This is a genomic window from Blastococcus sp. TML/M2B (assembly GCF_016612865.1).
In the GTDB taxonomy this organism is placed as follows: Bacteria; Actinomycetota; Actinomycetes; order Mycobacteriales; family Geodermatophilaceae; genus Blastococcus.
In genome coordinates this window covers 1,511,592-1,536,237 of sequence record NZ_JAENZZ010000002.1, presented here as the reverse complement: position 1 = coordinate 1,536,237, position 24,646 = coordinate 1,511,592, and the positions used below count along the sequence as shown (strand labels likewise).

Annotated in this window: 23 protein-coding genes and 1 pseudogene; 19 read left to right on the top strand and 5 right to left on the bottom strand. The window is 74.3% G+C overall.

Going from position 1 to position 24,646, the window contains the following annotated elements; translation table 11 throughout:
* Positions 1 to 15: 15 nt before the first annotated feature.
* Together purN and purH are read left to right on the top strand one after the other, a co-directional pair.
* Positions 16 to 630: a phosphoribosylglycinamide formyltransferase gene (purN, locus tag JKP75_RS15865; protein ID WP_200490311.1), complete on the top strand. Its 615-nt coding sequence runs from the start codon at positions 16 to 18 to the stop codon at positions 628 to 630.
* The gene (gene purH, locus JKP75_RS15860) at positions 627 to 2,177 is read left to right on the top strand and encodes a bifunctional phosphoribosylaminoimidazolecarboxamide formyltransferase/IMP cyclohydrolase (RefSeq protein ID WP_200490313.1); all 1,551 of its coding nucleotides are present in this window, start codon (positions 627 to 629) and stop codon (positions 2,175 to 2,177) included. The genes purN and purH overlap by 4 nt, the downstream gene beginning before the upstream one ends.
* A gap of 10 nt (positions 2,178 to 2,187) precedes the next feature.
* Here purH and JKP75_RS15855 read toward each other — a convergent pair whose 3' ends face one another.
* A complete protein-coding gene (locus tag JKP75_RS15855) occupies positions 2,188 to 2,694 on the bottom strand; it encodes a hypothetical protein (protein WP_200490315.1) in 507 nt (168 codons plus the stop codon).
* A 95-nt stretch (positions 2,695 to 2,789) separates the two neighbouring features.
* Between JKP75_RS15855 and JKP75_RS15850 the strand changes: the two genes are divergently transcribed.
* From JKP75_RS15850 to JKP75_RS15830, 5 genes are all read left to right on the top strand, one after another.
* Positions 2,790 to 3,659 carry a bifunctional methylenetetrahydrofolate dehydrogenase/methenyltetrahydrofolate cyclohydrolase gene (locus JKP75_RS15850; protein WP_200490317.1) on the top strand — a complete coding sequence of 290 codons (870 nt, stop codon included), beginning with the start codon at positions 2,790 to 2,792 and terminating at the stop codon, positions 3,657 to 3,659.
* Positions 3,656 to 3,961, top strand: a complete 306-nt coding sequence (locus JKP75_RS15845; RefSeq protein ID WP_200493230.1) for a DUF3017 domain-containing protein — start codon at positions 3,656 to 3,658, stop codon at positions 3,959 to 3,961. The genes JKP75_RS15850 and JKP75_RS15845 overlap by 4 nt, the downstream gene beginning before the upstream one ends.
* 57 nt (positions 3,962 to 4,018) lie before the next feature.
* Complete coding sequence (gene mdh / locus JKP75_RS15840; RefSeq protein WP_200490319.1) at positions 4,019 to 4,972, top strand: malate dehydrogenase; 954 nt, start codon at positions 4,019 to 4,021, stop codon at positions 4,970 to 4,972.
* Between the two features lie 42 nt (positions 4,973 to 5,014).
* A complete protein-coding gene (locus JKP75_RS15835; protein WP_200490321.1) occupies positions 5,015 to 6,229 on the top strand; it encodes an NADP-dependent isocitrate dehydrogenase in 1,215 nt (404 codons plus the stop codon).
* 192 nt (positions 6,230 to 6,421) lie between these two features.
* The gene (locus JKP75_RS15830; protein WP_200493229.1) at positions 6,422 to 7,324 is read left to right on the top strand and encodes an endonuclease domain-containing protein; all 903 of its coding nucleotides are present in this window, start codon (positions 6,422 to 6,424) and stop codon (positions 7,322 to 7,324) included.
* 57 nt (positions 7,325 to 7,381) lie between these two features.
* Here the strand turns inward: JKP75_RS15830 and JKP75_RS19830 are convergent, their stop codons facing one another.
* Positions 7,382 to 8,275 carry a CAP domain-containing protein gene (locus JKP75_RS19830; RefSeq protein WP_309229906.1) on the bottom strand — a complete coding sequence of 298 codons (894 nt, stop codon included), beginning with the start codon at positions 8,273 to 8,275 and terminating at the stop codon, positions 7,382 to 7,384.
* 225 nt (positions 8,276 to 8,500) lie between these two features.
* On the opposite strand from JKP75_RS19830, the pseudogene JKP75_RS15820 reads away from it, so the two are divergent.
* Positions 8,501 to 9,670, top strand: a pseudogene (locus JKP75_RS15820) (hemolysin family protein); the annotation flags it as partial.
* A 129-nt stretch (positions 9,671 to 9,799) separates the two neighbouring features.
* On the opposite strand, the gene galE reads toward JKP75_RS15820, so the two are convergent.
* Positions 9,800 to 10,702, bottom strand: a complete 903-nt coding sequence (gene galE / locus JKP75_RS15815) for a UDP-glucose 4-epimerase GalE (RefSeq protein ID WP_309230012.1) — start codon at positions 10,700 to 10,702, stop codon at positions 9,800 to 9,802.
* Between galE and hisC the strand changes: the two genes are divergently transcribed.
* The 3 genes from hisC to JKP75_RS15800 are packed head-to-tail and all read left to right on the top strand — an operon-like array spanning position 10,589 to position 13,534.
* Complete coding sequence (gene hisC / locus JKP75_RS15810; RefSeq protein ID WP_309230011.1) at positions 10,589 to 11,908, top strand: histidinol-phosphate transaminase; 1,320 nt, start codon at positions 10,589 to 10,591, stop codon at positions 11,906 to 11,908. The genes galE and hisC overlap by 114 nt on opposite strands.
* Before the next feature lie 16 nt (positions 11,909 to 11,924).
* Entirely contained in the window at positions 11,925 to 12,959 is a 1,035-nt protein-coding gene (gene trpS, locus JKP75_RS15805) for a tryptophan--tRNA ligase (protein ID WP_200490327.1), read from the top strand.
* On the top strand, positions 12,956 to 13,534 hold the full coding sequence (locus JKP75_RS15800) for a 2'-5' RNA ligase family protein (protein ID WP_309229905.1): 579 nt from the start codon (positions 12,956 to 12,958) through the stop codon (positions 13,532 to 13,534). Before trpS ends, JKP75_RS15800 begins: the two co-directional genes overlap by 4 nt.
* Here the strand turns inward: JKP75_RS15800 and JKP75_RS15795 are convergent.
* Complete coding sequence (locus tag JKP75_RS15795; RefSeq protein WP_309229904.1) at positions 13,515 to 14,771, bottom strand: serine hydrolase; 1,257 nt, start codon at positions 14,769 to 14,771, stop codon at positions 13,515 to 13,517. The two genes, JKP75_RS15800 and JKP75_RS15795, sit on opposite strands and share 20 nt — an antisense overlap.
* A gap of 266 nt (positions 14,772 to 15,037) precedes the next feature.
* Here JKP75_RS15795 and JKP75_RS15790 point away from each other — a divergent pair, with 266 nt between their 5' ends.
* The 8 genes from JKP75_RS15790 (at position 15,038) to JKP75_RS15755 (ending at position 23,742) form a co-directional block, all read left to right on the top strand.
* Positions 15,038 to 16,072, top strand: a complete 1,035-nt coding sequence (locus JKP75_RS15790) for a BMP family protein (RefSeq protein WP_200490329.1) — start codon at positions 15,038 to 15,040, stop codon at positions 16,070 to 16,072.
* 190 nt (positions 16,073 to 16,262) lie between these two features.
* Entirely contained in the window at positions 16,263 to 17,840 is a 1,578-nt protein-coding gene (locus JKP75_RS15785; RefSeq protein ID WP_200490331.1) for an ABC transporter ATP-binding protein, read from the top strand.
* On the top strand, positions 17,837 to 19,018 hold the full coding sequence (locus JKP75_RS15780; RefSeq protein WP_200490333.1) for an ABC transporter permease: 1,182 nt from the start codon (positions 17,837 to 17,839) through the stop codon (positions 19,016 to 19,018). Before JKP75_RS15785 ends, JKP75_RS15780 begins: the two co-directional genes overlap by 4 nt.
* Positions 19,015 to 20,295 carry an ABC transporter permease gene (locus JKP75_RS15775; protein WP_309229903.1) on the top strand — a complete coding sequence of 427 codons (1,281 nt, stop codon included), beginning with the start codon at positions 19,015 to 19,017 and terminating at the stop codon, positions 20,293 to 20,295. The genes JKP75_RS15780 and JKP75_RS15775 overlap by 4 nt, the downstream gene beginning before the upstream one ends.
* Positions 20,295 to 20,714 (top strand): cytidine deaminase, encoded by a 420-nt coding sequence (locus JKP75_RS15770; protein WP_200490335.1) that lies wholly within the window; start codon positions 20,295 to 20,297, stop codon positions 20,712 to 20,714. The genes JKP75_RS15775 and JKP75_RS15770 overlap by 1 nt, the downstream gene beginning before the upstream one ends.
* On the top strand, positions 20,714 to 21,994 hold the full coding sequence (locus JKP75_RS15765) for a thymidine phosphorylase (RefSeq protein WP_200490337.1): 1,281 nt from the start codon (positions 20,714 to 20,716) through the stop codon (positions 21,992 to 21,994). The genes JKP75_RS15770 and JKP75_RS15765 overlap by 1 nt, the downstream gene beginning before the upstream one ends.
* 27 nt (positions 21,995 to 22,021) lie before the next feature.
* Positions 22,022 to 22,924: an ABC transporter ATP-binding protein gene (locus JKP75_RS15760; RefSeq protein WP_200493228.1), complete on the top strand. Its 903-nt coding sequence runs from the start codon at positions 22,022 to 22,024 to the stop codon at positions 22,922 to 22,924.
* Positions 22,921 to 23,742 carry an ABC transporter permease gene (locus tag JKP75_RS15755; RefSeq protein ID WP_200490339.1) on the top strand — a complete coding sequence of 274 codons (822 nt, stop codon included), beginning with the start codon at positions 22,921 to 22,923 and terminating at the stop codon, positions 23,740 to 23,742. Before JKP75_RS15760 ends, JKP75_RS15755 begins: the two co-directional genes overlap by 4 nt.
* 33 nt (positions 23,743 to 23,775) lie before the next feature.
* On the opposite strand, the gene JKP75_RS15750 is transcribed toward JKP75_RS15755, so the two are convergent.
* Positions 23,776 to 24,633 (bottom strand): hypothetical protein, encoded by an 858-nt coding sequence (locus JKP75_RS15750; protein ID WP_200490341.1) that lies wholly within the window; start codon positions 24,631 to 24,633, stop codon positions 23,776 to 23,778.
* Positions 24,634 to 24,646: the final 13 nt, after the last annotated feature.

Sequence of the window (24,646 nt, the reverse complement as noted above, 5' to 3'; positions counted from 1 at the left end):
GGATAGGGTCGCGGCGTGGGCGGCCCCGGGCGATCGACGGCGCGGGCACGGGTCGTCGTCCTCCTGTCGGGCACCGGCTCGCTCTGCGCGGCGCTCCTGGACGCGACCGACGACCCGGCCTACCCGGTGGACGTCGTCGCCGTCGGGGCCGACCGCCCGGCCGCGGGCCTCGAGCACGCCACCCGGCGCGGCATCCCGACGTTCGTCTGCGCGCTGCGCGACCACGCCGACCGCGCCGCCTGGGACCGTGCGCTGGCGGCCGAGGTCGCCGGTTTCGCCCCCGACCTCGTCGTCTCCGCCGGGTTCATGAAGATCGTCGGCCCGGCGGTGCTGGACGCCTTCGGCGGGCGGCTGATCAACACCCACCCCGCGCTGCTGCCGGCCTTCCCCGGCGCGCACGCCGTGCGCGACGCCCTGGCCGCCGGGGCGACGGTGACCGGCTCGACGGTGCACCTCGTCGACGCCGGCGTGGACACCGGCCCGGTGCTCGCCCAGCGCGAGGTGCCGGTGCTGCCCGACGACGACGAACCCCGCCTGCACGAACGCATCAAGGCCGTGGAGCGCGAGCTCCTGGTGGAGACGGTGGCCCGACTGGTGGCCGCCGAACGAGAGGACGAGAGCTCCCGATGAGCGACCGCAGCCCGATCCGTCGCGCCCTGCTCGGCGTCTACGACAAGACCGGCATCGAGGAGCTGGCCCGCGGGCTGGCCGGTGCCGGGGTGGAGCTGGTCAGCACCGGCGCCACCGCCCGCCGCATCGCCGACGCCGGCATCCCGGTGACCCCCGTCGAGCAGGTGACCGGGTTCCCCGAGTGCCTCGACGGGCGGGTGAAGACGCTGCACCCCGCCGTGCACGCCGGGATCCTGGCCGACCGCCGCAGGCCCGAGCACGTCGCCCAGCTGGACGAGCTGGGCATCGCCGCCTTCGACCTCGTCGTGGTGAACCTCTACCCGTTCACCGAGACGGTCGCCTCGGGCGCCTCGTCCGACGAGTGCGTCGAGCAGATCGACATCGGCGGCCCGGCGATGGTGCGCGCCGCGGCCAAGAACCACCCGTCGGTCGCCGTCGTCGTCGACCCGGCGCGCTACGGCGACGTGCTGGCCGCCGTCGGCGAGGGCGGCTTCACCCTCGCCGAGCGGCAGGGGCTGGCGGCGGCGGCCTTCCGGCACACGGCCTCCTACGACATCGCGGTCGCCTCGTGGATGAGCAGCGTGCTCGCGCCCGACGGGACGTCGGACTTCCCGGAGTGGGTCGGGGCGAGCTGGGAGCGGGCCGAGGTCCTCCGGTACGGGGAGAACCCGCACCAGGGCGCCGCGCTGTACCGCGGCAGCACGCCCGGGCTGGCGCACGCCGAGCAGCTGCACGGCAAGGCGATGTCCTACAACAACTACGTCGACACCGACGCCGCCTGGCGGGCCGCGCACGACCACGCCGACCCCTGCGTGGCGATCATCAAGCACGCCAACCCGTGCGGGATCGCCGTCGGCCCGGACATCGCGGCCGCCCACCGCAAGGCGCACGCCTGCGACCCGCTGTCGGCGTTCGGCGGCGTCATCGCGGCGAACCGGGAGATCGACCTGACGACGGCCGAGCAGGTCGCCGAGGTGTTCACCGAGGTCGTCGTCGCGCCGTCGTTCACCGACGACGCCGTCCGCGTGCTGACCGGCAAGAAGAACATCCGGCTGCTGCGCCTGCCGCACCTGCCGGGTGCGGCCGCCGAGCTGCGGCCGATCAGCGGCGGGCTGCTGCTGCAGGCCACCGACCGCATCGACGCCACCGGCGACGACCCGACCACCTGGACGCTGGCGGCCGGCGAGCCGCTGGACGCCGCCGGCCTCGACGACCTCGTCTTCGCCTGGCGGGCGGTGCGCGCGGTGAAGAGCAACGCGATCCTGCTCGCCCACGACCGGGCGACCGTCGGCGTCGGCATGGGCCAGGTCAACCGGGTGGACTCCGCCCGGCTGGCCGTCGCGCGGGCGGGGGAGCGGGCGGCCGGCTCGGTCGCGGCGTCCGACGCGTTCTTCCCCTTCGCCGACGGGCTGCAGGTGCTGCTCGACGCCGGTGTCCGCGCCGTCGTCCAGCCCGGTGGGTCCGTGCGCGACGAGGAGGTCGTCGCCGCGGCGGCCGCCGCGGGCGTGCCGCTCTACCTGACCGGCACGCGGCACTTCGCGCACTGAGGCGCTGCGGTCAGTAGTACCTGCGGCCGGTGAGCAGGGCCTTGAGGCTGCCGAGCACCCCGAGGACGGCGACGGCGATCGCGCACCAGAAGCCCGGGCCGAAGGTGCCCAGCCGCCAGTCGGCGTCCTGCAGCGGCACGACGACCGCCCACACCACCAGGCCGCTGACCAGCAGCCCGAGCAGCCCGAGGAGGCGGTGCGAGCGGGCCGGCAGCCACATCAGGACGCCGAGCACGAGCAGCACCCCGCCGCCGAGCACCACCGCCATCGGCTGCCACAGCCCGGTGTCGACGAGCGAGTCCAGGTCGTCGAACCCGTCGCGCACCAGGTCCAGGCCGGTGCCGTCGAGGTCGTCGACCCAGTCGAGCACCAGGCTGAGCGCGGCGGCGAGGCCGGCGAGGATGAGCAGCAGTCCGCCGAGGCTGTCCGGCCCGCGGACGGCGACCGGCTCCGCCGACCAGACGGGGGCCGTCGTGCCGGGGCTCGCTCCGACGGGGCTCTGGTCGCGTTCGGTCACGTCGCACCTCCGGCCGCGCGGGTCCGGGGGGACCCGCTGCGTCGGAGCCTAGGACCGCGGCCCCGGTCCCGGCAGCTCTCGGGCACACTGTCCCCGTGCCCGCGACGATCCTGGACGGCAAGGCGACGGCAGCGGCGATCCGCTCCGAACTGACCGGGCGGGTGGCGGCGCTGACCGCGGCCGGCCACCGGCCGGGGCTCGGCACCCTGCTGGTCGGTGACGACCCGGGCAGCCGCTGGTACGTCAACGCCAAGCACTCCGACTGCGCGCAGGTCGGCATCGCCAGCATCCAGCGCGAGCTGCCCGCCACCGCGACGCTCGCCGACGTGCTCGCCGTCGTCGAGGAGCTCAACGCCGACCCGGCCTGCACCGGCTACATCGTGCAGCTGCCCCTTCCCGCCGGCATCGACGAGAGCGTCGTGCTCGAGGCGATGGACCCGGCCAAGGACGCCGACGGGCTGCACCCGGTGAACCTGGGCCGGCTGGTGCTCAACGTCCCCGGGCCGCTGCCCTGCACGCCGGTCGGCATCGTCGAGCTGCTGCGCCGCTACGAGGTGCCGATCGCCGGCGCCGAGGTCGTCGTCGTCGGCCGGGGGATCACCGTCGGGCGGCCGCTGGGCCTGCTGCTCACCCGCCGCACCGAGAACGCCACCGTGACGCTGTGCCACACCGGCACCCGCGACCTCGCCGCGCACCTGCGCACGGCCGACGTCGTCGTGGCCGCCGCCGGCGTGCCCGGCCTGATCACCGCCGACCTGGTCAAGCCGGGCGCCGCCGTCCTCGACGTGGGCGTCAGCCGGGTCGACGGCAAGATCGCCGGCGACGTCGCGAAGGACGTCGTCGACGTGGCCGGGTTCGTGGCCCCCAACCCCGGCGGCGTGGGCCCGATGACCCGGGCGATGCTGCTGCAGAACGTCGTCCTGGCCGCCGAGCAGGCAGCCGCCGCCGAGGCCCTCACCGCGTGACCGGGGATCGGCCGCCGCTCTACGTCCGACGGCCGTTCGTCGCCGGGCTGGTCCGCCAGCTCCCGCTGCTGGCGGTGCTCGCCGCCGTGGTGGTCGGGCTGCTGCTGGTGACCGTCGAGCACTGGCGGACCGGGCTGGTCGTCATGGGCCTGGCGCTCGTCGCGGCCGCGGTGCTGCGGCTGCTGCTGCCCGAGCGCCGGGTCGGCTTCCTCGCCGTCCGGAGCCGGCCGGTGGACGTCGTGCTGCTCACGGCGGCCGGTCTGGCGCTCAGCGTCATCGCCGTCGCCATTCCCGCACCGTGAGACGTCGCAGCGCCCCCGCTGGCGCGCGACGGCCTCCGCGGCGCTAGGTTGGCGCGCATGGCAGACAAGCCTCGGAACGGCAAGGTCACCGTGGTGGGCGCCGGCTTCTACGGCTCCACGACCGCTCTCCGTCTCGCCGAGTACGACATCTTCGAGACCGTCGTGCTCACCGACATCGTCGAGGGCAAGCCCGAGGGCCTGGCCCTCGACATGAACCAGTCGCGGCCCATCGAGGGCTTCGAGACCGAGGTCGTCGGCATCGGGGGCGGGTCCTACGAGGGCACCGAGGGCTCCGACGTCGTCGTCATCACCGCGGGCATCCCGCGCAAGCCCGGCATGAGCCGGATGGACCTCATCGAGACCAACGCGAAGATCGTCCGCGAGGTGGCGGAGAAGGTGGCCGCCGGCTCGCCGGACGCCGTCCTCATCGTGGTCTCCAACCCGCTGGACGAGATGACCGCGCTGGCGCAGCTGGCCAGCGGGTTCCCGAAGCAGCGGGTGATGGGGCAGGCGGGCATGCTCGACACCGCCCGCTTCACCAACTTCGTGGCCGAGGAGACCGGTGTCCCCGTCTCCTCGGTGCGCACGCTGACCCTGGGCTCGCACGGCGACACGATGGTGCCCGTGCCGTCGCGCTGCACCGTCGACGGCAAGCCGCTCACCGAGGTGCTCGCGGCCGACCGCATCGAGCACCTGGTCGACCGCACCCGCAACGGCGGCGCCGAGGTGGTGGCCCTGCTCAAGACCGGGTCGGCGTACTTCGCGCCGTCGGCCGCCGCGGCCCGCATGGCCCGCGCGGTCATGGAGGACTCCGGCACCGTGATGCCGGTGTGCGCGTGGGTCGACGGCGAGTACGGGATCAGCGGCGTGTACCTGGGCGTCGAGGCCGAGATCGGCCGAGGAGGAGTGCGGAAGGTCGTCGAGGGCGACCTGTCCGAGAGCGAGCTGGCCGGGCTGCGCGACGCAGCCGAGGCCGTGCGCGCCAAGCAGGCTGACATAGCCGACCTCTGAGCGAACGCTCGGAGCAGCAAGCAGAGAGAAGGAACGCGCACAGTGGCGAAGATCAAGGTCGAGGGCACCGTCGTCGAGCTCGACGGCGACGAGATGACCCGGATCATCTGGCAGTTCATCAAGGACCAGCTGATCCTCCCGTACCTCGACGTGAACCTGGAGTACTACGACCTGGGCATCGAGTCGCGCGACGCGACCGACGACCAGATCACCATCGACTCGGCCAACGCCATCAAGAAGCACGGCGTCGGCGTCAAGTGCGCGACGATCACCCCGGACGAGGCGCGCGTCGAGGAGTTCGGCCTCAAGAAGATGTGGCGGTCCCCGAACGGGACGATCCGCAACATCCTGGGCGGCGTCATCTTCCGCGAGCCGATCATCATGCAGAACGTGCCGCGCCTGGTGCCGGGCTGGACCAAGCCGATCATCGTCGGCCGCCACGCCTTCGGTGACCAGTACCGCGCCACCGACTTCAAGTTCCCCTCGGCGGGCACCCTGACGGTGACCTTCACGCCGACCGACGGCTCCGAGCCGATCGAGCACGAGGTCTTCCAGGCCCCGGGCGCCGGCGTCTCGCTGTCGATGTACAACCTGGACGACTCGATCCGCGACTTCGCGCGCGCCTCGATGAACTACGGCCTGGACCGCGGCTACCCGGTCTACCTGTCCACGAAGAACACGATCCTCAAGGCCTACGACGGCCGGTTCAAGGACATCTTCGAGGAGGTCTTCGAGGCCGAGTTCAAGGAGAAGTTCGCGACCGCGGGCATCACCTACGAGCACCGGCTCATCGACGACATGGTCGCCGCCTCGCTCAAGTGGGAGGGCGGCTACGTCTGGGCCTGCAAGAACTACGACGGTGACGTGCAGTCCGACACCGTGGCCCAGGGCTTCGGCTCGCTCGGCCTCATGACCTCGGTGCTCGCGACCCCGGACGGCCGCACGGTCGAGGCCGAGGCCGCCCACGGCACGGTCACCCGGCACTACCGCCAGCACCAGCAGGGCAAGGAGACGTCGACCAACCCGATCGCGTCGATCTTCGCCTGGACCCGGGGCCTCGCGCACCGCGGCAAGCTGGACGGCACCCCCGAGGTCACCCGCTTCGCCGAGACCCTCGAGCGGGTCTGCATCGACACCGTCGAGAGCGGCCAGATGACCAAGGACCTCGCGCTGCTGATCTCGAACGACAGCCCGTGGCTCACCACCCAGGACTTCCTGGGCGCCATCGACACCAACCTCAAGAAGGCCATGGCCTGAGGTAGGCGCTGACACCGGCGGCCCCCGCACCCGACCCGGGTGCGGGGGCCGCCGTGCGTCCGGGGGCGGGTGTCCGTCCGCGAGGGCGGGGTTCCGGGGCTCAGGACGGCGCCGCAGGGGCCGAGTTCCCCGCCCTCGCTGGCCTGTGGACGACGGTCACGTGGGTGGGCCGCCACGCGACAGGCTCTGCGGGTGCCCCGACCCAGTAAGCCGGCCGCTCTCGAGGGATGCGTGTTCCGGGCGCGCGACGTCGTCCGCGACGGGCTGCTCACCCCGGATGCGCTGCGCAGTTCCGCCTGGCGACGGCTGTTCCGCGGGATCTACGCCGACGCGGACCTCCCGCACTCGTTCGGGATCCGCATCCGCGGCGCCCGGCTGCTCGCGCCGCCGTCGGCGTTGTTCAGCGGCCGGAGCGCGGCCTACCTGCTCGGCGCCCCCTCGCTCGTGGACGCGGATCCGCCCGTGGAGGTGTGCACGCCGCCGGACGCGCGTTTCGGCCCGGTCCACGGGCTCCGCATCCGGAAGGTGTCGATTCCGGCTGAGCAGGTGCGGGTGCGGTACGGCTTCCGGTGCACCGACGGTGTGCGGACGGCGCTGGACATCGCCCGGGCCGAGGCGCTGCTGGACGCGGTCCCGGCGCTCGACGTGCTGACGGCGCGGGGGGTCGTGAGCCGGCAGGCGCTCGCTCGCGCGGGGACGGCGGTCGCCGGCGGGCGTGGCGCGCGCTCCGCCAGGCTCGCGATCTCGCTGGCCGATCCGCGGGCCGAGTCGCCGCCCGAGTCACGGGTGCGCGTGCTGCTCGCACTGGCCGGCCTGCCTGCGACCCCCCAGTACGAGGTGCGCGACCGCTCCGGCCGTTTCCTCGCCCGGGTGGACCTGGCCTACCCGGAGCTCCGGTTGGCCATCGAGTACGACGGCGCGTGGCACGGCGAGCCGGGGCAGTTCGCCCGGGACCGCCGTCGCCTGAACGGGCTGGTCGCCGCGGGGTGGCTGGTGCTGCACGTGACGGCCGCGGACCTGCACCGCCCTGACGAGCTGGTCGCCCGGGTGCGCGCACTGCGTGCCACGCGCGAGGGCGGTGTTCCAGGGCTCTGAGTGCGTGCTCAGGCCCCGGGAACCCCGCCCTCGCGGCGGGTATCGGGCGCGGGCGGGTCAGGCGAAGAGCTGGGTCCACCAGGGGCCGCCGCCGCCGTCGGCGATGCCGACACCGAGGCGGGTCAGGCTGCAGTCGACGATGTTGGCGCGGTGGCCGGGGCTGGCGAGCCACGCGGTCATGACGGCGGCGGGGTCGGCCTGGCCGCGGGCGATGTTCTCGGCCCGCGCGGAGAGGCCGGCCGCCTGGGCGCGGTCGAAGGGGCTCCGCCCGTCCAGGTCCACGTGGTCGAAGTAGCCGCGGTCGCGCATGTCGGCGCTGTGCGCGGCCGCGACCGAGGCGAGCCCGGCGTCGGCAACCAGCGGCCGGCAGCCGGCGGACGCGCGGGCCTCGTTCACCAGCGCCAGCACCTGGCCCGCGCGGTCGGAACCGGCCGGAGCCGGGGGAGCGGCCGCCGGGGCCGGCGCCGGAGCGGGGGACGGCGGCACCGGCTCCTCCGCCACCGTCGACCGGGGCGCGGGCACCGCGGTGGACGACGGCGCGGCGGGCGGTGCGGCCTCGGTCGGCGCCCCGGTCGGTGCCCCGGTCGCGGCGGGCGGAACCGGGGCGGCGGAGGCCGGGGCCGCGGTCCGGTCCGACCGGCTGGAGCGCTCCAGGCGCACGCCGTCCGGGCCCATCCGCAGCCGCGCCGACGCGCTGGCGAAGTCGGCCGAGGTGCGCCGGCCGTCGATCCCCATGACCACCGGCGAGGCGGCGTCGGAACCGGCGGGCGCGCCGGGCCCGGACACCACCGGGGCCGCGAGCACGAAGCCGGTCACGAGCGCGACGACGACGACGCCGAGACCGAGCCGGCGGCGGCCGATCCGCAGGGTGCCGGCGGCGCGGGCGACGACGCGCGAGACCCCCGCGAGGAGGCGGGCGTACGCGGGCGTGCTGGTGGGACGGTGGCGCACGGGGCTCCCCGGTTGATCACGATTCGTTATCAAGTGGAGACTAACCGTAAGCGCCGGGAGGCCGACAGTTCACGAGACGCAGGTCACCTCCGGCGTGTCCGGTCACCCGCAGCCCGGTCCCCGCCCGCGCGAGCGCCGTCCGCAGGGCACCATGGGCGCGCACGCCCCGCATCCCAATGACCGAGGAGCAAGCCGCCGGTGAGCGACGTCTGGCTCAGCATCGTCATGGTCGTCGTCTTCATCCTGATCGGCGGCGTGTTCGCCGGCGCCGAGATCGCGCTGGTCTCGCTGCGCGAGTCGCAGGTGCGCGCGATGGCCGAGTCCGGCCGTCGCGGGCAGGCGGTGCAGAAGCTGCTCAGCGACCCCAACCGGTTCCTCGCCGCGGTCCAGGTGGGCGTCACCTTCGCCGGGTTCTTCTCCGCGGCGTTCGGCGCCAGCACGCTGTCCGAGCCGTTCGCGGACTGGCTCGAGGGACGGGGTGTCTCCTCGGGGCTCTCCGGCACCCTCGCCCTGGTCCTGGTCACCGTCGCGATCAGCTACGTCTCGCTGGTCGCCGGCGAGCTGACGCCCAAGCGGCTCGCGCTGCAGCGCGCCGAGGGGTTCGCGCTGCTCGTCGCCGCGCCGCTCAACTTCATCGCGAAGCTGTCCCGCCCGATCATCTGGCTGCTCTCGAAGTCGACGAACGCGCTGGTCCGGCTCTCCGGCGGCAACCCCGAGCAGGCGGGCGAGTCGATCAGCCAGGAGGAGCTGCGCGACCTCGTCGCCGCGCACGAGTCCCTGAGCAGCGACGAGCGCCGGCTCATCGACGAGGTCTTCCGCGCCGGCGAGCGCGAGGTGCGCGAGGTGATGACGCCCCGCACCGAGGTCACCTTCCTCGACGGGTCGATGACCGCCAGCCGCGCGGCGAAGCTCGTCGTCGACAGCAACTACTCGCGCTACCCCGTGGCCGGCCGCGACCAGGACGACGTCGTCGGCTTCGTGCACGTGCGCGACCTGTTCCTGCCCACCCACCCGGCCGGCCGGGCCGCGACCGTCGCCGACCTCGCCCGCGAGGTCAAGCGGCTGCCCGGCACCGCCGGGGTGCTCACCGCGCTCAGCGAGATGCGGCGGGAGAACCACCACCTGGCCATCGTCGTCGACGAGTACGGCGGCACCGACGGGATCGTGACCCTCGAGGACCTCATCGAGGAGGTCATCGGCGAGATCTACGACGAGTACGACGCCGAGGTCGAGCCCGAGGCGCGGCAGTCGCCGGACGCCCCGCGCGAGGTCGACGGCCTGCTCAACCTCGACGACTTCACCGAGGCCACCGGCCTGGAGCTGCCGGACGGCCCCTACGAGACCGTCGCCGGGTACGTGCTCGCCGGGCTCGGCCGGCTGCCGGAGGTCGGCGACACCATCGAGGTCGAGGGCCGCGCGGTCACCGTCGTCGAGCTCGACGGACGGCGGATCGACCCGGCTCCGCGTCGACCCGCCGCCGCCCGCCCCCGAGGGCGACGACGACGGCGAGCGCGAGCCGGGGGACTAGCGGGCGACCTCCCAGGCGTCGCGCACGATGCCGACCAGGTCGGTGTGCCGCGGCGCCCAGCCGAGGTCCGCGCGGATGCGGTCGCTGGCGGCGACCAGCTGGGCCGGGTCGCCGGACCGGCGCGGTCCGTCGGTGGTCGGGACGGCGTGCCCGGTCACCTCGCGGGCGGCGTCGACGACCTCCTGCACGGAGAAGCCGGTGCCGTTGCCCAGGTTGTAGACGCGGTGCTCGCCGGCCGACGGCGCGGGCAGCGCCAGCAGGTGCGCGTCGGCGAGGTCCCCGACGTGCACGTAGTCGCGGATGCAGGTGCCGTCGGGCGTCGGGTAGTCGCGGCCGAAGACGGTGAGCGACTCCCGCTGCCCGGCCGCGACCTGCAGGGCCAGCGGGATCAGGTGGGTCTCGGTGGCGTGCCGCTCGCCCAGGCCGTACGCGGCGCCGGCGACGTTGAAGTAGCGCAGGCTGACCGCCGCGAAGCCGTGCGCGACGGCGTAGGAGGTCAGCATGTGGTCCACGGCGAGCTTCGAGGCGCCGTAGGTGTTGGTGGGCCGGGTCGGCGCGTCCTCCCGGATGGGGACGGCCTCGGGCTCGCCGTAGGTCGCCGCGGTGGAGGAGAAGACGATCCGCCGGCAGTCGGCGGCCCGCATCGCCTCGAGCAGCGCCAGGGAGCCCCCGACGTTGGTCGACCAGTAGTCCTCCGGCCGCTGCTGGGAGACCCCGACCAGCGACCGGGCGGCGAAGTGCAGCACCGCCTCGGGGCGGACGTCGGCGAGGACCGGCGCCGAGTCGTGCAGCGACACCCGCACCAGGGCCGCGCCCTCGGGGACGGCGTCGGCGTGGCCCGTGGAGAGGTCGTCGAGCACCGTGACCTCGTGGCCGTCGGAGAGGAGGGCAGCGGTCACTACGCTGCCGATGTAGCCGGCTCCACCCGGCGACCAGGACGCGCATGCCGCCACCTTAGGGCGGCAGAGGAGGTCGAGCCCGTGGTCAGCGCACGCCCCGCGGTCCAGGCGCTGCCGGCGTACCGCCCGGGACGCAACCCGGCCGACCTCGCCCGCGAGATCGGCGTCGAGCGGGCGGTCAAGCTGGCCAGCAACGAGGTGGCGTTCCCGCCGCTGCCGGCGGTGGTCCGGGCGATCGCCGACGCGACGGGGGAGACCAACCGCTACCCGGACAACGGCGCGGTCGTGCTCACCGCGGCGCTGGCCGAGCGCTACGGCGTCGACCCCGCGCAGATCGCCACGGGCTGCGGCGCGGTGACGCTGTGCCAGGAGCTCGCCCAGGCCTACACCGAGCCCGGCACGAGCATCGCGTTCGCCTGGCGGTCGTTCGAGATGTACCCGCTGCTGGCGCAGGTCGCCGGCGCCCGGGCGATCCAGGTGCCCCTCGTCCCGGGCCGCGAGGGCGGCCCGGCCGACACCCACGACCTGGACGGCCTGCTGGCCGCGATCGACGACACCACCCGCCTGGTCTTCGTCTGCAACCCGAACAACCCGACCGGGACGGCGGTGCGCCGCGCCGAGCTCGAGCGGTTCCTCGACGCGGTGCCCGCGACGACGCTGGTCGTGCTGGACGAGGCCTACCGCGAGTTCGTCGACGACCCCGACGTCCCCGACGGCATCGAGCTCATGCGCGGCCGGCCCAACGTCGCGGTCCTGCGCACCTTCTCGAAAGCGTGGGGCCTGGCCGGGCTGCGGGTCGGCTACCTGATCGCCGAGGACCCCGCGGTCGCGGACGCGGTGCGCCGGACGCACGTCCCCTTCAGCGTCTCGATGCTGGCCCAGGCCGCCGCGGTCGCCGCCCTGGCCAGCGAGGACGAGGTGCGCGACCGCTGCGCGGCCGTCGTCGCCGAGCGGGCGCGGCTCACCGCGGCGCTGCGCGAGCGCGGCTTCGACGTCGCCGACAGCCAGGCCAACTTCGTCTGGCTGCCGCTGGGGGAGCGGACGGCGGAGCTGGCCGGCGCCCTCGAGGCGCGGGCGGTCATCACCCGGCCGTTCGCCGGCGAGGGGGTCCGGATCAGCATCGGCGCGCCGGACGAGAACGACGCGCTGCTCGCCGCGCTGGACGCCGCGGCCGGGGAGCGGGCCGACGGCGCTCCGGCCCGCTGAGGTCCGGGCTGGTTTGATGGCTACCGTGCCGCCGCAGTCGAACACCCCGCCCCGCGTGCTCTCCGGTATCCAGCCGACCGCGGGTTCCTTCCACCTCGGCAACCACCTGGGTGCGCTGCGGCAGTGGGTCGCCCTGCAGGAGACGACCGAGGCGTTCTACTGCGTCGTCGACCTGCACGCGATCACGATGGACTGGGACCCCGAGGAGCTGCGGCGGAACTCGCTGACCTCCGCCGCGCAGCTCCTGGCGCTCGGCGTGGACCCGGAGCGCAGCACGCTGTTCGTGCAGAGCCACGTGCCCGAGCACCTGCAGCTGTCGTGGGTGCTGGAGTGCATCGCGCGGTTCGGCGAGGCCAGCCGGATGACGCAGTTCAAGGACAAGAGCCAGCGCGAGGGCGCCGACGGCTCGTCGGTCGGGCTGTTCACCTACCCGGTGCTCATGGCCGCCGACATCCTCGTCTACCAGGCCGACCAGGTTCCGGTGGGTGACGACCAGCGCCAGCACCTCGAGCTGACCCGCGACGTCGCCACCCGCTTCAACAACCGCTTCGGGCAGACCTTCACCGTGCCCACGGGCTTCATCCCGGAGGCCGGCGCGCGGGTCATGGACCTGCAGACGCCGGAGAAGAAGATGAGCAAGAGCCTGCCCCCGGCCGGCTGCGTCTTCCTGCTCGACGACCCGAAGGTGACGGCGAAGAAGATCCGTTCCGCGGTCACCGACACCGGCCGCGAGGTCGTCGCCGACGCGCAGAACAAGCCGGGGGTGACGAATCTGCTCACCATCCACAGCGCGCTGTCCGGGCGCACGGTCCCCGAGCTCGAGGAGCACTTCGCCGGCCGCGGCTACGGCGACCTCAAGAAGGAGCTCGCCGAGGTCGTCACCGACTTCCTGGCCCCGGTCCGGCAGCGGACGTCGGAGCTGCTCGACGACCGCGCCGAGCTCGAGCGCATCCTGGCCGCCGGCGCCGAGCGCGCCCGCGAGGTCGCAAGCCGCACCGTGGCCGAGGTGTACGAGCGGGTCGGCTTCCTGGCTCCCGGCGGCCGCGCGTGACCGAGGGGACCGCGGCCGGAGAAGCCCCGGCCGGAGAAGCCCCGGCCGGCGGGACGGCGATGATCGGCGTCGTCGTCCTGGTGCCCGAGCCGTGGGCGCAGCTGCTGGTCGACTGGCGGGCCAAGGTGGGCGACCCCCAGGCCTCCCTCGTGCCGCCGCACGTGACCCTGCTGCCGCCCACCGAGGTACCGGTCGCCGACCGGGAGGCCGTCGCCGAGCACCTGGCCGGCGTCGCCCGCAACCACCCCGCCTTCCCCATGCACCTGTCCGGCACCGGCACGTTCAGCCCGGTCTCCGAGGTGGTGTTCGTGACCGTCGCCCGCGGCATCGGCAACTGCGAGCTGCTGGCCACCGACGTCCGCCAGGGCCCCCTCGCCCGGCCGCTGGCCTACCCGTACCACCCGCACGTGACCGTGGCCCACGACGTCCCGGCGGACATGCTGGAGCTGGCCTACAGCGCGCTGGCCGACCTCTCCGCCGAGTTCCAGGTGGAGCACTTCACCGAGTTCGAGCAGACGCCGGACGGCGCGTGGGCGATCGCCCGCGAGTACCCGCTCACCGGTCCGCCCCGCTGACCTCCTCGCGGCGCACCGCGCGCCGCCGGCCCACGACGGTGAGGCCGACGACGGCCAGGGCGGCGACCGCGAGCCCCGCCCCGACCAGCGGCGAGGGGCCGTCGTCGCCGGGGGGCGCGTCGTCGGTCGGCGCCCTGCCGGCCGCCGCCGCGGTGGGTCGGGCGGACCGCGGCGCCGGCCGGCTCGCCTCGGTCGCCTCCGCGGGGAGCTCGCCCGGCCGCACCAGCCGGCCCACGCCCGCGCTGCCGGCGGGGACGGTGAAGCCCCAGTCGAGCAGCAGCGCGGCCTGGTCGGCGGCGCGCAGCGGCTGGTTCTCGGTGTCGAGGACGCTGACCACCAGCCGGCGGCCGTCGCGCTCGGCGGCGGTCACGAAGGCGTGCCGGGCGGCGTCGGTGAAGCCGGTCTTGCCGCCGAGCGAGCCGGGGTAGCCGGCCAGCGGGTTCTGGTTCTGGATCTGGAAGCCCGCCGCGCGGCCGGGGACCTCCGGCACCTGGGCGACCGGGGTGGTGAGCACCGCGGCGGTGACCGGGTCCTCGACCAGGGCGCGGAAGACCAGCGCCAGGTCGTAGGGCGAGGACGACTGGCCGGCGACGTCGAGCCCCGAGGGGCTGCCGACGACGGTGTCGAACGCACCGAGCTGCCCCGCGGTCTCGGTCATCGCGGCGACGGTGGCCGCCGTCCCGCCGGCGGCGCGGGCCAGCGCGTTCGCGGCGTCGTTGCCCGACTGCAGGACCAGCGCCTGGAAGAGGAAGCCCACCGGGTACTGGCCCCCGGCGACCAGGCCGACCCGGCTGCCCTCGACCTGCTCGTCCTCCGGGGTGCCGGCGACGACCACCGCCGGGTCCAGCCGGTGGGCGAGGGCGAGGAGCGTCAGCGTCTTGAGCGTGCTGGCCGGGTAGTAGCGGCCGTGCGGGTCGCGGGCGGCGAGCACGGCGCCGGAGCCGGCGTCGGCCACCAGCCAGCCCGAGGCGGTCAGGGGACCGGGCAGGGGCGGGGCGTCCGCGGCGACGACCTGCCCGCGGGTGTCCAGCCGCTCGCCGCCGACGGTGCTGCCGTCGGGCGCGCTGCCCTGCGGGGGCGGCCCGGTGCGCGGCGCCGTGGGCGTGGGTGCCCCCGGGTCCCCGGTGGGCCGCGCCCCGTCCGCGGACGCCGCCGCGGGCAGCAGCAGCAGGCCCGCCGCCGCACCCGCCAGCAGGAGCGCCGCGAGCGGCCTGCGCGCCCCGCCCCGTCGTCCCACGGGCCGCACGGTAGCCGCGCCCGGACCGCCGCTGCGTGACCCACGACACCGATCCGGGCGCCACGCCCGGCCCTTCGCAACGATCGCGTATCGGTCCTCCCCGCGGCCGGTGGAGGTCCACGGACCCGCGGTTAGCGTTCTGCGTCGTGCTCTGACGCGCTGCGCCCCGGCGCCCGCGGCGGAGCACGCGGAAGAACCCACCGGGACCCGCCGCCCTCCGGGCCGGCAGTCCCCCCAGAGAGGAGATCGTCTTGCGCCGAGCGCGGATGACCAAGGCTGCGGCACTGCTGCTGGCCGGCGGCCTGGCCCTGTCGGCCTGCGCCAGCGACGAGGACAACGGCGACAGCGGCAGCAACGGCGGTGGCGACGGCGAGCTCAAGATCGGTGTCGCGTACGACACCGGCGGCCGCGGCGACAAGTCCTTCAACGACTCGGCGATCGCCGGCGTCGAGGCGGCCGTCGACGAGCTCGGCGGCGAGATCGAGGAGCTGTCGCCCAACGACGACGGCTCGAACCGCGAGGAGCTGCTGACCCAGCTCGCCGACGCCGGCTACAACCCGGTGATCGCGGTCGGCTTCGCCTACGGCGACATCATCGCCGACGTGGCGGCCGACTACCCGGACACGCAGTTCGCGATCGTCGACACCTCGGTCGAGGACCTGGGCGTGGACAACCTCACCGGTCTGGTCTTCGCCGAGGAGCAGGGCTCCTTCCTGGCCGGCGTCGCCGCCGCGTCGAAGAGCGTGACCGGCCACATCGGCTTCGTCGGTGGCTCGCAGAGCCCGCTGATCGAGAAGTTCGAGGCCGGCTACGTCGCCGGTGCGCAGGCGGTCAAGCCCGACATCATCGTCGACGTCACCTACCTCTCGCCGGCCGGCGACCCCTCCGGCTTCGGTGACCCCGAGGGCGGCAAGGTCGCGGCGCAGGGCATGTACCAGGGTGGCGCGGACATCGTGTTCCACGCCGCCGGCGGTTCGGGCGAGGGCGTCTTCGAGGCGGCCGTCGAGGCCGGTCAGCGCGCCATCGGCGTCGACTCCGACCAGTACCTGAGCGCGTCCCCCGACCAGCAGGCCGTGATCATGACGTCCATGCTCAAGCGGGTCGACCTGGCGGTGGAGGACTACATCACCGCCTTCGCCGACGACAGCCTGGAGGCCGGCACCGACGTCCTCAACGACCTCTCCACCGAGGGCGTGGGCCTGTCCGACTCCGGCGGCTACATCGATGACATCCAGGACGTCATCGAGGACTTCCGCCAGCAGATCATCGACGGCGACATCGAGGTTCCGACCGCCCCGTGATCCAGGCGCGGGCCCGCGCGAGCGGGCCCGCGCTCATGGGCGGACCCACGGCGGGCCCGGGCGCACACGCCCGGGCCCGCCGTTGCCGTGAGGGCTGCCGGACCGGCCGGCCCCGGCGTGCGGGATCATCCGCAGAGCAGCAGCCGTGCACCGCCCACCCGGCGGTGCACCGGAACAGAGAGGCCCACCCATGGCCGAGCAACCAGCCGGCGCGCCCGCGCCCGCCGCGGGCACCGGGGACACCCCGTACGCGGTCGAGCTGCGCGGCATCACCAAGCGCTTCCCCGGCGTGGTCGCCAACCGCGACATCGAGCTCCGGGTCCGCCGCGGTGAGGTGCACGCGATCGTGGGCGAGAACGGCGCCGGCAAGTCGACGCTGATGAAGACTCTCTACGGCATGCACCGGCCCGACGAGGGCACCATCGCCCTGCACGGCCGCGAGGTGCACCTCAAGAGCCCCGCCGACGCGATCGCGGCCGGCATCGGCATGGTCCACCAGCACTTCATGCTGGCCGACAACTTCACCGTCCTGGAGAACGTCGTCCTGGGCAGCGAGCCGACCAAGGGGCTCGGGCTGGACCGCGCCGAGGCCCGCCGGCGCATCCGGGAGATCTCGCAGCGGTACGCGCTCAACCTCGACCCCGACGTGCTGGTCGAGGAGCTCGGCGTCGGCGACCGGCAGCGCGTCGAGATCGCCAAGGTGCTCTACCGCGGGGCGACGACGCTGATCCTCGACGAGCCCACCGCCGTCCTCGTGCCGCAGGAGGTCGACGAGCTGTTCGGCAACCTCGCCGAGCTCAAGCGCGAGGGCCTCACCGTCATCTTCATCTCGCACAAGCTCGACGAGGTGCGCAAGGTCGCCGACTCGATCACCGTGATCCGGCGCGGCACCACCGTCGGCACCGCCGACCCCAGGACGACGACGGCGCGCCAGCTGGCCGAGCTCATGGTCGGCTCGGAGCTGCCCTCGCCGCAGACCCGCACCTCGACGGTGCGCGACACCCCGGTGCTGGAGGTGCGCGGGCTGACCGTGCGCTCGCACGGGGCGCGTCCGGCCGTCGACGACGTCACGCTGACCGTCCGCGAGGGCGAGGTCGTCGGCATCGCCGGCGTCGAGGGCAACGGGCAGGCCGAGCTCGTCGAGGCGGTCATGGGGCTGCGGCCGCTGGCCGAGGGCGTCGTCGTCCTCGGCGGCGAGGAGATCACCGCCTGGAGCACCCGCGCCCGCCGCGAGGCCGGGATCGGGTTCGTGCCCGAGGACCGGCACCGGCAGGGCATGCTGCTCGACGCGCCCCTGTGGGAGAACCGCATCCTGGGCCACCAGACCCGGCCGCCGGCGGTCAAGGGCCTGTTCATCGACCGCAAGGCCGCCCGCGCGGACACCGAGCGGATCATGCAGGAGTACGACGTCCGCGCCCCCGGGCCGGACACGCTGGCCGTGGCGCTGTCCGGCGGCAACCAGCAGAAGCTCATCGTCGGGCGGGAGATGAGCGCGCGACCGCGGCTGCTCATCGCCTCGCACCCGACCCGGGGGGTCGACGTCGGTGCGCAGTCGGCGATCTGGGAGCTGCTCAAGGACGCCCGCGCCGAAGGGATGGGGATCCTGTTGATCTCGGCCGACCTGGACGAGCTGATCGGCCTGTCCGACACGCTGCAGGTCATGCTGCGCGGCCGGCTGGTCGCGCAGCTGGACCCGGCGTCGCTCACCCCTGAGGAGCTCGGCGGGCACATGACCGGCGCCCACGACGGCTCGGTCGGTGCCGCATGACCGCCCTGCGCCGCCTCGGGAACGCGCTGCTGGCCCCGGCCATCGCGATCGTCTTCGCCGTCGTCATCACCGCGCTGGTCATCCTGCTGATCGGGGAGAACCCCTCGACCGCGCTGCAGGTGCTCGTCGACTTCGGCGACACCCCGGCCCAGCAGACCCAGGCCATCGTGGTGATCCTCAACCGGGCCATCCCGCTGTTCCTGGCCGGGCTGGCCGTGTCGGTCGCCTTCCGCATGGGGCTGTTCAACATCGGCGTCGAGGGCCAGTACCGGATGGCGACCGTGCTGGCCGCCGGCGCCGGCGCGGCCGTCTCGCTGCCGGCCCCGCTGCACGTCGTCTTCATCATCGTCGTGGCGATGCTGGTCGGGGCGCTGTGGGCCGGGATCGTCGCCGTCCTCAAGGTCACCCGCGGGGTCAGCGAGGTCATCAGCTCGATCATGCTGAACTTCATCGCGCTGGGCACCGCCTCGTGGCTGCTCACCGGGCCGCTCCGGGGCAGCCCCGAGGGCGCGGCGATCATCACCACGGAGGACCTGCCGGCGTCCGGCCAGATCCCGGGCCTCAACCGCGTCTTCGACTGGATCGGGCTGGCCCAGCCGCGGGGTGAGCTCTACGGCTTCCTCGTCGTGGCGCTGCTCGCCGGCATCGTGATCGCGGTGCTGCTCAAGCGCACCCGGTTCGGCTTCGACCTGCGGGCCACCGGGCTCTCGCCGTCGGCGGCCACCGCCAGCGGTGTCGACGCCCGCCGCATGGTCATCAAGGCGATGCTCATCTCCGGCGCCGTCGCCGGGCTGATCGGGCTGCCCGACCTGATGGGCAAGACCCACCACTTCGGCACCGAGTTCACCGCCGGACTGGGCTTCCTCGGCATCGCGGTGGCCCTGCTGGGCCGCAACTCGCCGATCGGCATCGCGCTCGCCGCGCTGCTGTTCGCCTTCCTCGACCGGGCCGCGGTGCCGCTGCAGTTCGCCGACATCCCGGCCTCGGTGGTCACGATCATCCAGGGCACGATCGTGCTCGCCGTCGTCATCGCCAACGAGATCGCCCGCCAGCTGACCCGCCGGCGGGCGGAGGGCGGAGCCGGGCAGGCGAGCCCGGCCGCCCCCGAGGACCCACCCGCCGGACCCGCCGGCCAGCCGGGCAGCCGCATCGACACGCGTCAGGAGGCGGGGGCGTGAGCGCCGTGACCACCGCACCGACCGCGGCGCCCAGCCGCGGGCCGATCACCGAGCTGCTCCTGGGCGGGGGCACCGCCCGCCGGGTCACCTGGGTGTTCGTCGGCATCATGCTGCTGCTGTCGATCGTCCGGGTCGTCTCCGGCGAGCAGGCGCTCACCTCGTCCTCGACCTTCGCCACCGCGCTGCTGCTGGCCGTGCCCATCGGGCTGGCGGCGCTGGGCGGGCTGTTCTCCGAGCGCGCGGGCGTGGTCAACATCGGCCTCGAGGGCATGATGATCCTCGGCACCTGGGGCGCCGGCTGGGCCGGCTACCAGTGGGGCTGGGCCGGCGCGCTCGTCGGCGGGATCGTGCTCGGCGCCGCGGGCGGCCTGGTCCACGCGGTCGCCACCGTCACCTTCGGCGTCGACCACGTCGTGTCCGGCGTCGCGATCAACATCCTGGCCGCCGGCATCGTGCGGTTCCTCTCCGAGCTGCTCTACATCGACAACCCGGCCGGTGGCGGTGTCACGCAGTCGCCGGCGATGTCCAGCCGGCCGCCGACGTTCTCGCTCCCCGTGCTCTCCGACGGCCCCGACCTGCTGGGGGACGTCGCCGGCTCCGGGTGGTTCCTCGTCTCCGACGTCGCCGGGCTGCTCCGGGGGTTCACCAGCGGTCTCGGCATCCTCACGCTGGTCGCGATCCTGCTGGTCCCGGTCAGCTACCTCGTGCTGTGGCGGACGGCGTTCGGTCTGCGGCTGCGGGCGTGCGGGGAGAACCCGGCCGCGGCCGACACGCTCGGCGTGCCGGTGTACCGGATGAAGTACATCGCGGTGATCATCTCCGGCGGGCTGGCCGGCCTGGGTGGGGCGGCGCTGGTGTTCGTCGCCAACAGCTTCAAGGAGGGCCAGACCGGCGGGCGCGGGTTCATCGGCCTGGCGGCGCTGATCTTCGGCAACTGGCGGCCCGGCGGCCTCGCGGCCGGCGCGGGGCTGTTCGGCTTCGCCGACGGCCTCCAGCTGCGCAGCCGCACCGCCGTCGTCGCGCTGCTGCTCCTCCTGGCCCTGCTCCTGCTGGCGGTCGCGGTCTTCCAGACCGTGCGCGGCAAGTACCTGCAGGCCGTCCTCGCGGGGGTGTTCGCCGGGCTGAGCCTGGTCGGCTTCCTCACCATCGACGAGCTGCCCAGCGGCATCGTCTCGTTCACGCCGCACCTGATCACCCTGCTGGTGCTGTCGCTGGCCTCCCAGCGGTTGCGGATGCCGAAGGCCGACGGGCTGGTCTACCGGCGAGGGGAGCACTAGTGGCCGCGCAGGTGGACTGGGACGCCCTCCGGGCGGCCGCGCGCGAGGCGATGACCCGGGCGTACGCCCCGTACTCGAGGTTCCCGGTCGGCGTCGCCGGCCTGGTGGACGACGGGCGGCTGGTCACCGGCTGCAACGTCGAGAACGCCTCGTACGGGCTGAGTCTGTGCGCCGAGTGCGGCATGGTCAGCGACCTGGCGCGCTCGGGCGGCGGCCGGCTGGTCGCGGTGGCCTGCGTCGGCGGGGACGGCCGGCCGCTGATGCCGTGCGGCCGGTGCCGGCAGCTGCTGTGGGAGTTCGGCGGCGCGGACATGCTCATCGAGACCGTGTCGCTCGGCATCGTGCCGATGCGCGAGGTGCTGCCGGACGCCTTCGGCCCCGACGACCTGGTCGCCGCGGCGGAGCGGGGGCAGGGCTGATGGGCGCGCACGACGCGATCGACGTCATCCGGGCCAAGCGGGACGGCGTCGAGCTCTCCGCCGACCAGATCCGCTGGGTGATCGACGCCTACACGCGGCGCCAGGTGCCCGACGAGCAGATGAGCGCGCTGCTCATGGCGGTGTTCTTCCGCGGCATGACGCCGGGGGAGCTGTCGGTCTGGACGCAGGCGATGATCGACTCCGGGCGGCGCTTGGACCTCTCCTCGCTCGGCCGGCCGACCGCCGACAAGCACTCCACCGGTGGCGTGGGCGACAAGATCACCCTGCCGCTGGCCCCGCTCGTCGCCGCCTGCGGCGTCGCGGTGCCGCAGCTGTCCGGGCGCGGGCTCGGGCACACCGGCGGCACGCTGGACAAGCTGGAGGCGATCCCGGGCTGGCGGGCCGACGTCGACGAGCGGGCCTACCTGGCCCAGCTGCGCGACGTCGGCGCGGTGGTCTGCGCGGCCGGCGACGACCTCGCCCCGGCCGACAAGCTGCTCTACGCGCTGCGCGACGTCACGGGCACGGTCGAGTCGATCCCGCTCATCGCCAGCTCGATCATGAGCAAGAAGATCGCCGAGGGCGCCGACGCGCTGGTGCTCGACGTGAAGACCGGCTCCGGCGCCTTCATGAAGGACCCCGACGCCTCGCGCGAGCTGGCCCGCACGATGGTCGGCCTGGGGGAGGCCGCGGGGGTGCGCACCGTCGCCCTGGTGACGGCGATGGACCGCCCCCTGGGCCGCGCGGCCGGCAACGCCGTCGAGGTCGCCGAGTCCGTCGAGGTGCTCGCCGGGGGCGGCCCGGCCGACGTCGTCGAGCTCACCCTGGCGCTGGCCCGCGAGATGCTGGCCGGCGCCGGACGGGGCGACGTCGACCCCGCGGAGGCGCTGGCCGACGGCCGGGCCATGGACGCGTGGCGGGCGATGATCGCCGCGCAGGGTGGCGACCCCGACGCGCCCCTGCCGCAGCCGGCCGAGCGGCACGTGGTGACCGCACCGGCCTCGGGCACGCTGACCCGGCTGGACGCCTTCTCCCTCGGGGTGGCGGCCTGGCGGCTCGGCGCGGGCCGGGCGCGCAAGGAGGACAGCGTCTCGGCGTCGGCGGGCATCACCTGGGCCGCCGGCGTGGGGGAGCAGGTGACCGCCGGTCAGCCGCTGCTCGAGTTGCACACCGACGACGCCGCCCGCATCCCGCGCGCCCTGGAGGCGCTCGAGGGGGCGATCGGCGTCGACACCGACGACGTCCCGCTGCCGCTGGTGATCGACCGCATAACGGCGTGAGGCGGAAGGGGAGGACACTGTTCTCCCGTGACGAGTTCTGCACCGGTGGCCGCCGTGGCCGACCGCCCGCGACCGGGTGACCCGCTGGACCCGGACGCCGCGATCTCCATCCGCGGGCTGGTCAGGCGGTACGGCGACTTCACCGCCGTGGACGGCCTCGACCTCGACATCCGGCGCGGGGAGATCTTCGCGCTGCTCGGCCCCAACGGCGCCGGCAAGACGACGACGGTCGAGATCTGCGAGGGCTACCGCGCGCGCGACGCCGGCGAGGTCCGGGTGCTGGGGGAGGACCCCGCCGACGGCGCCCGGGCGTGGAAGGCGCAGCTCGGGATCGTGCTGCAGTCCGGCTCGGGCGACAGCCAGCTGACCGTCCGCGAGCTGCTCCGCGCGCAGGCCTCGTACTACGCCGACCCGCGGGACGTCGACGAGGTCATCGCACTCGTCGGCCTCACCGAGAAGGCCGGCGTCCGCGGTCGCTCGCTCTCCGGGGGCCAGCGCCGCCGGCTGGACGTCGCCCTCGGGATCGTGGGCCGCCCGACGTTGCTGTTCCTCGACGAGCCCACCACCGGCTTCGACCCCGAGGCCCGCCGGCAGTTCTGGTCGCTGATCCGGTCGCTCCGGGACCTCGGCACCACGATGCTGCTCACCACGCACTACCTGGACGAGGCCGAGGCGCTGGCCGACCGCGTCGGCGTCATCGCCCGCGGCCGGCTGGTCGAGGTCGCCGTCCCCAGTGCCCTGGGCGGCCGGGAGAGCGCACCGGCCACGGTCAGCTGGACCGAGGACGGCACCCGCCGCACCGAGGCGACCCCGACCCCCACCGCCTTCGTGGCCGACCTGGCCGCCCGCTTCCCCGGCGAGGTGCCCGACCTCGCCGTGTCCCGCCCCACGCTCGAGGACGTGTACCTGCAGATGATCGGCGACCGATGACGGCGACCGCTCCGGAGCGCACGTCGACGGCCCTGCCGTCGCTGCCCGCCGTCTACCGCTCGCGCATCTCGGTGGAGCTCAGGGAGTTCTTCCGCCAGCGCGAGTCGGTGGTGTTCACCCTGCTGCTGCCGGTGCTGCTGCTCGTCGTCTTCGGCGCGGTGCTCGACTACGACCTCGGTTCGGGCGTGAACTTCACGCAGTACTTCATGGCCGGGATCATCGCCGCCGGCATCCTGGGCGCCAGCTTCCAGAACATGGCGATCAGCATCGCGACCGAGCGCTCGGACGGGACGCTCAAGCACCTGGCCGGGACGCCGATGCCGCGCAGCGCCTTCTTCATCGGGAAGATCGCGCAGGTGCTGGCGGTGACGCTGGCCAGCATCGTCGTCCTGCTGCTGGTCGGCGTCGTGTTCTACGGCATCGACCTGCCCACGGGCAGCGACTGGCTCACCTTCGCCTGGGTGACCGTCCTGGGCGCGGCGGCCTGCACGCTGCTGGGCATCGCCATGTCGAGCGTGGCGAAGAACGGGCGCTCGGCCTCGGCCACGGTGACGCCCTTCGCGCTGCTGCTGCAGTTCATCTCCGGCGTCTTCTTCCAGTTCAGCGAGATCCCCTCCTGGATGCAGACCTTCGCGGCGCTGTTCCCGCTCAAGTGGATGGCGCAGGGCTTCCGGTCGGTCTTCCTGCCCGACGCGCTGGCGGCCGACGAGCCGGCCGGCTCGTGGGAGCTGGGCCGGGTCGCGCTGGTGCTGGGCATCTGGTGCGTCCTGGGCCTGCTGCTGTGCATTCGCACCTTCCGCTGGCAGGACCGGGGCTGATCCGGCTCGGTCACGCCGCTCAGCCGCGGCCGCTCAGCCGCGGCCGCTCAGCCGGTAGTACTTGTGCGGGTCGAGGCGCCGCAGGACCTGCGCGGCACCGGGCACCATCCACAGCCGGGCCGGGACGCGGCGCAGGGGGATGCCGGACATCTCCTTGTACCGGCACAGCCCCTCGTCCTCGCGCGCGTGCAACCCGTCGACCACCTCGCGCACCGCCGGGTTCCGCCGGCAGGCCCAGAAGAACTCGTAGGTCAGGCCTGTGCTGATGCCGGTGTCCAGTGCCCAGGAGGCGACGACCATGTCCCGGGCGTAGGCGGTCCCGTCGACCGCGTGCCCCGAGGTGTACCCGGCCAGCCGTCCGTCCACGAGACCGGCGATGACGATGCCGTGGGCCGGGTCCCCGAGCCGGCTCACCTGCGCCTCGTACCCGCGGCGGGACGGCAGCCGGCCGGCGCCGCTGCGCGCGTGGGCCGAGCGGAGCACCTCGTACCCCTCCCGCAGGAGCAGTTCGGCCCCGGTCAGCTCGACGAAGCGCACGTGCTCGCGGGCCTTGCGCAGGCTGCGGCGGCGGCTCTTCGACAGCCGGGGCTCCTCGAACGCGTCGAGGTCGGTCACCAGGTGGACGGGCACGGCCGCGTCGGCGTGCCGGGCGTCGTCGTCGGCGAGGCAGGCCTGGTAGCCCCAGGCGGTCGGGGCCGGACGCGTGGCCTGTGCGTCGGACAGCCGGGCCAGCAGGTGCACCGGCCGGTAGAAGCCGGGCAGCGTCGGCGTCCACAGCCGGCCGCGGTGCTCCACCACCGGCGCTCCCGAGCGCGCCAGGGAGGCGGCCATCTCCGCCTCGGTGACGACGGGCATCCGGGCCACCGCGACGTCCCGCGCCTGCGCCAGCACCGCCCTGCCCCCT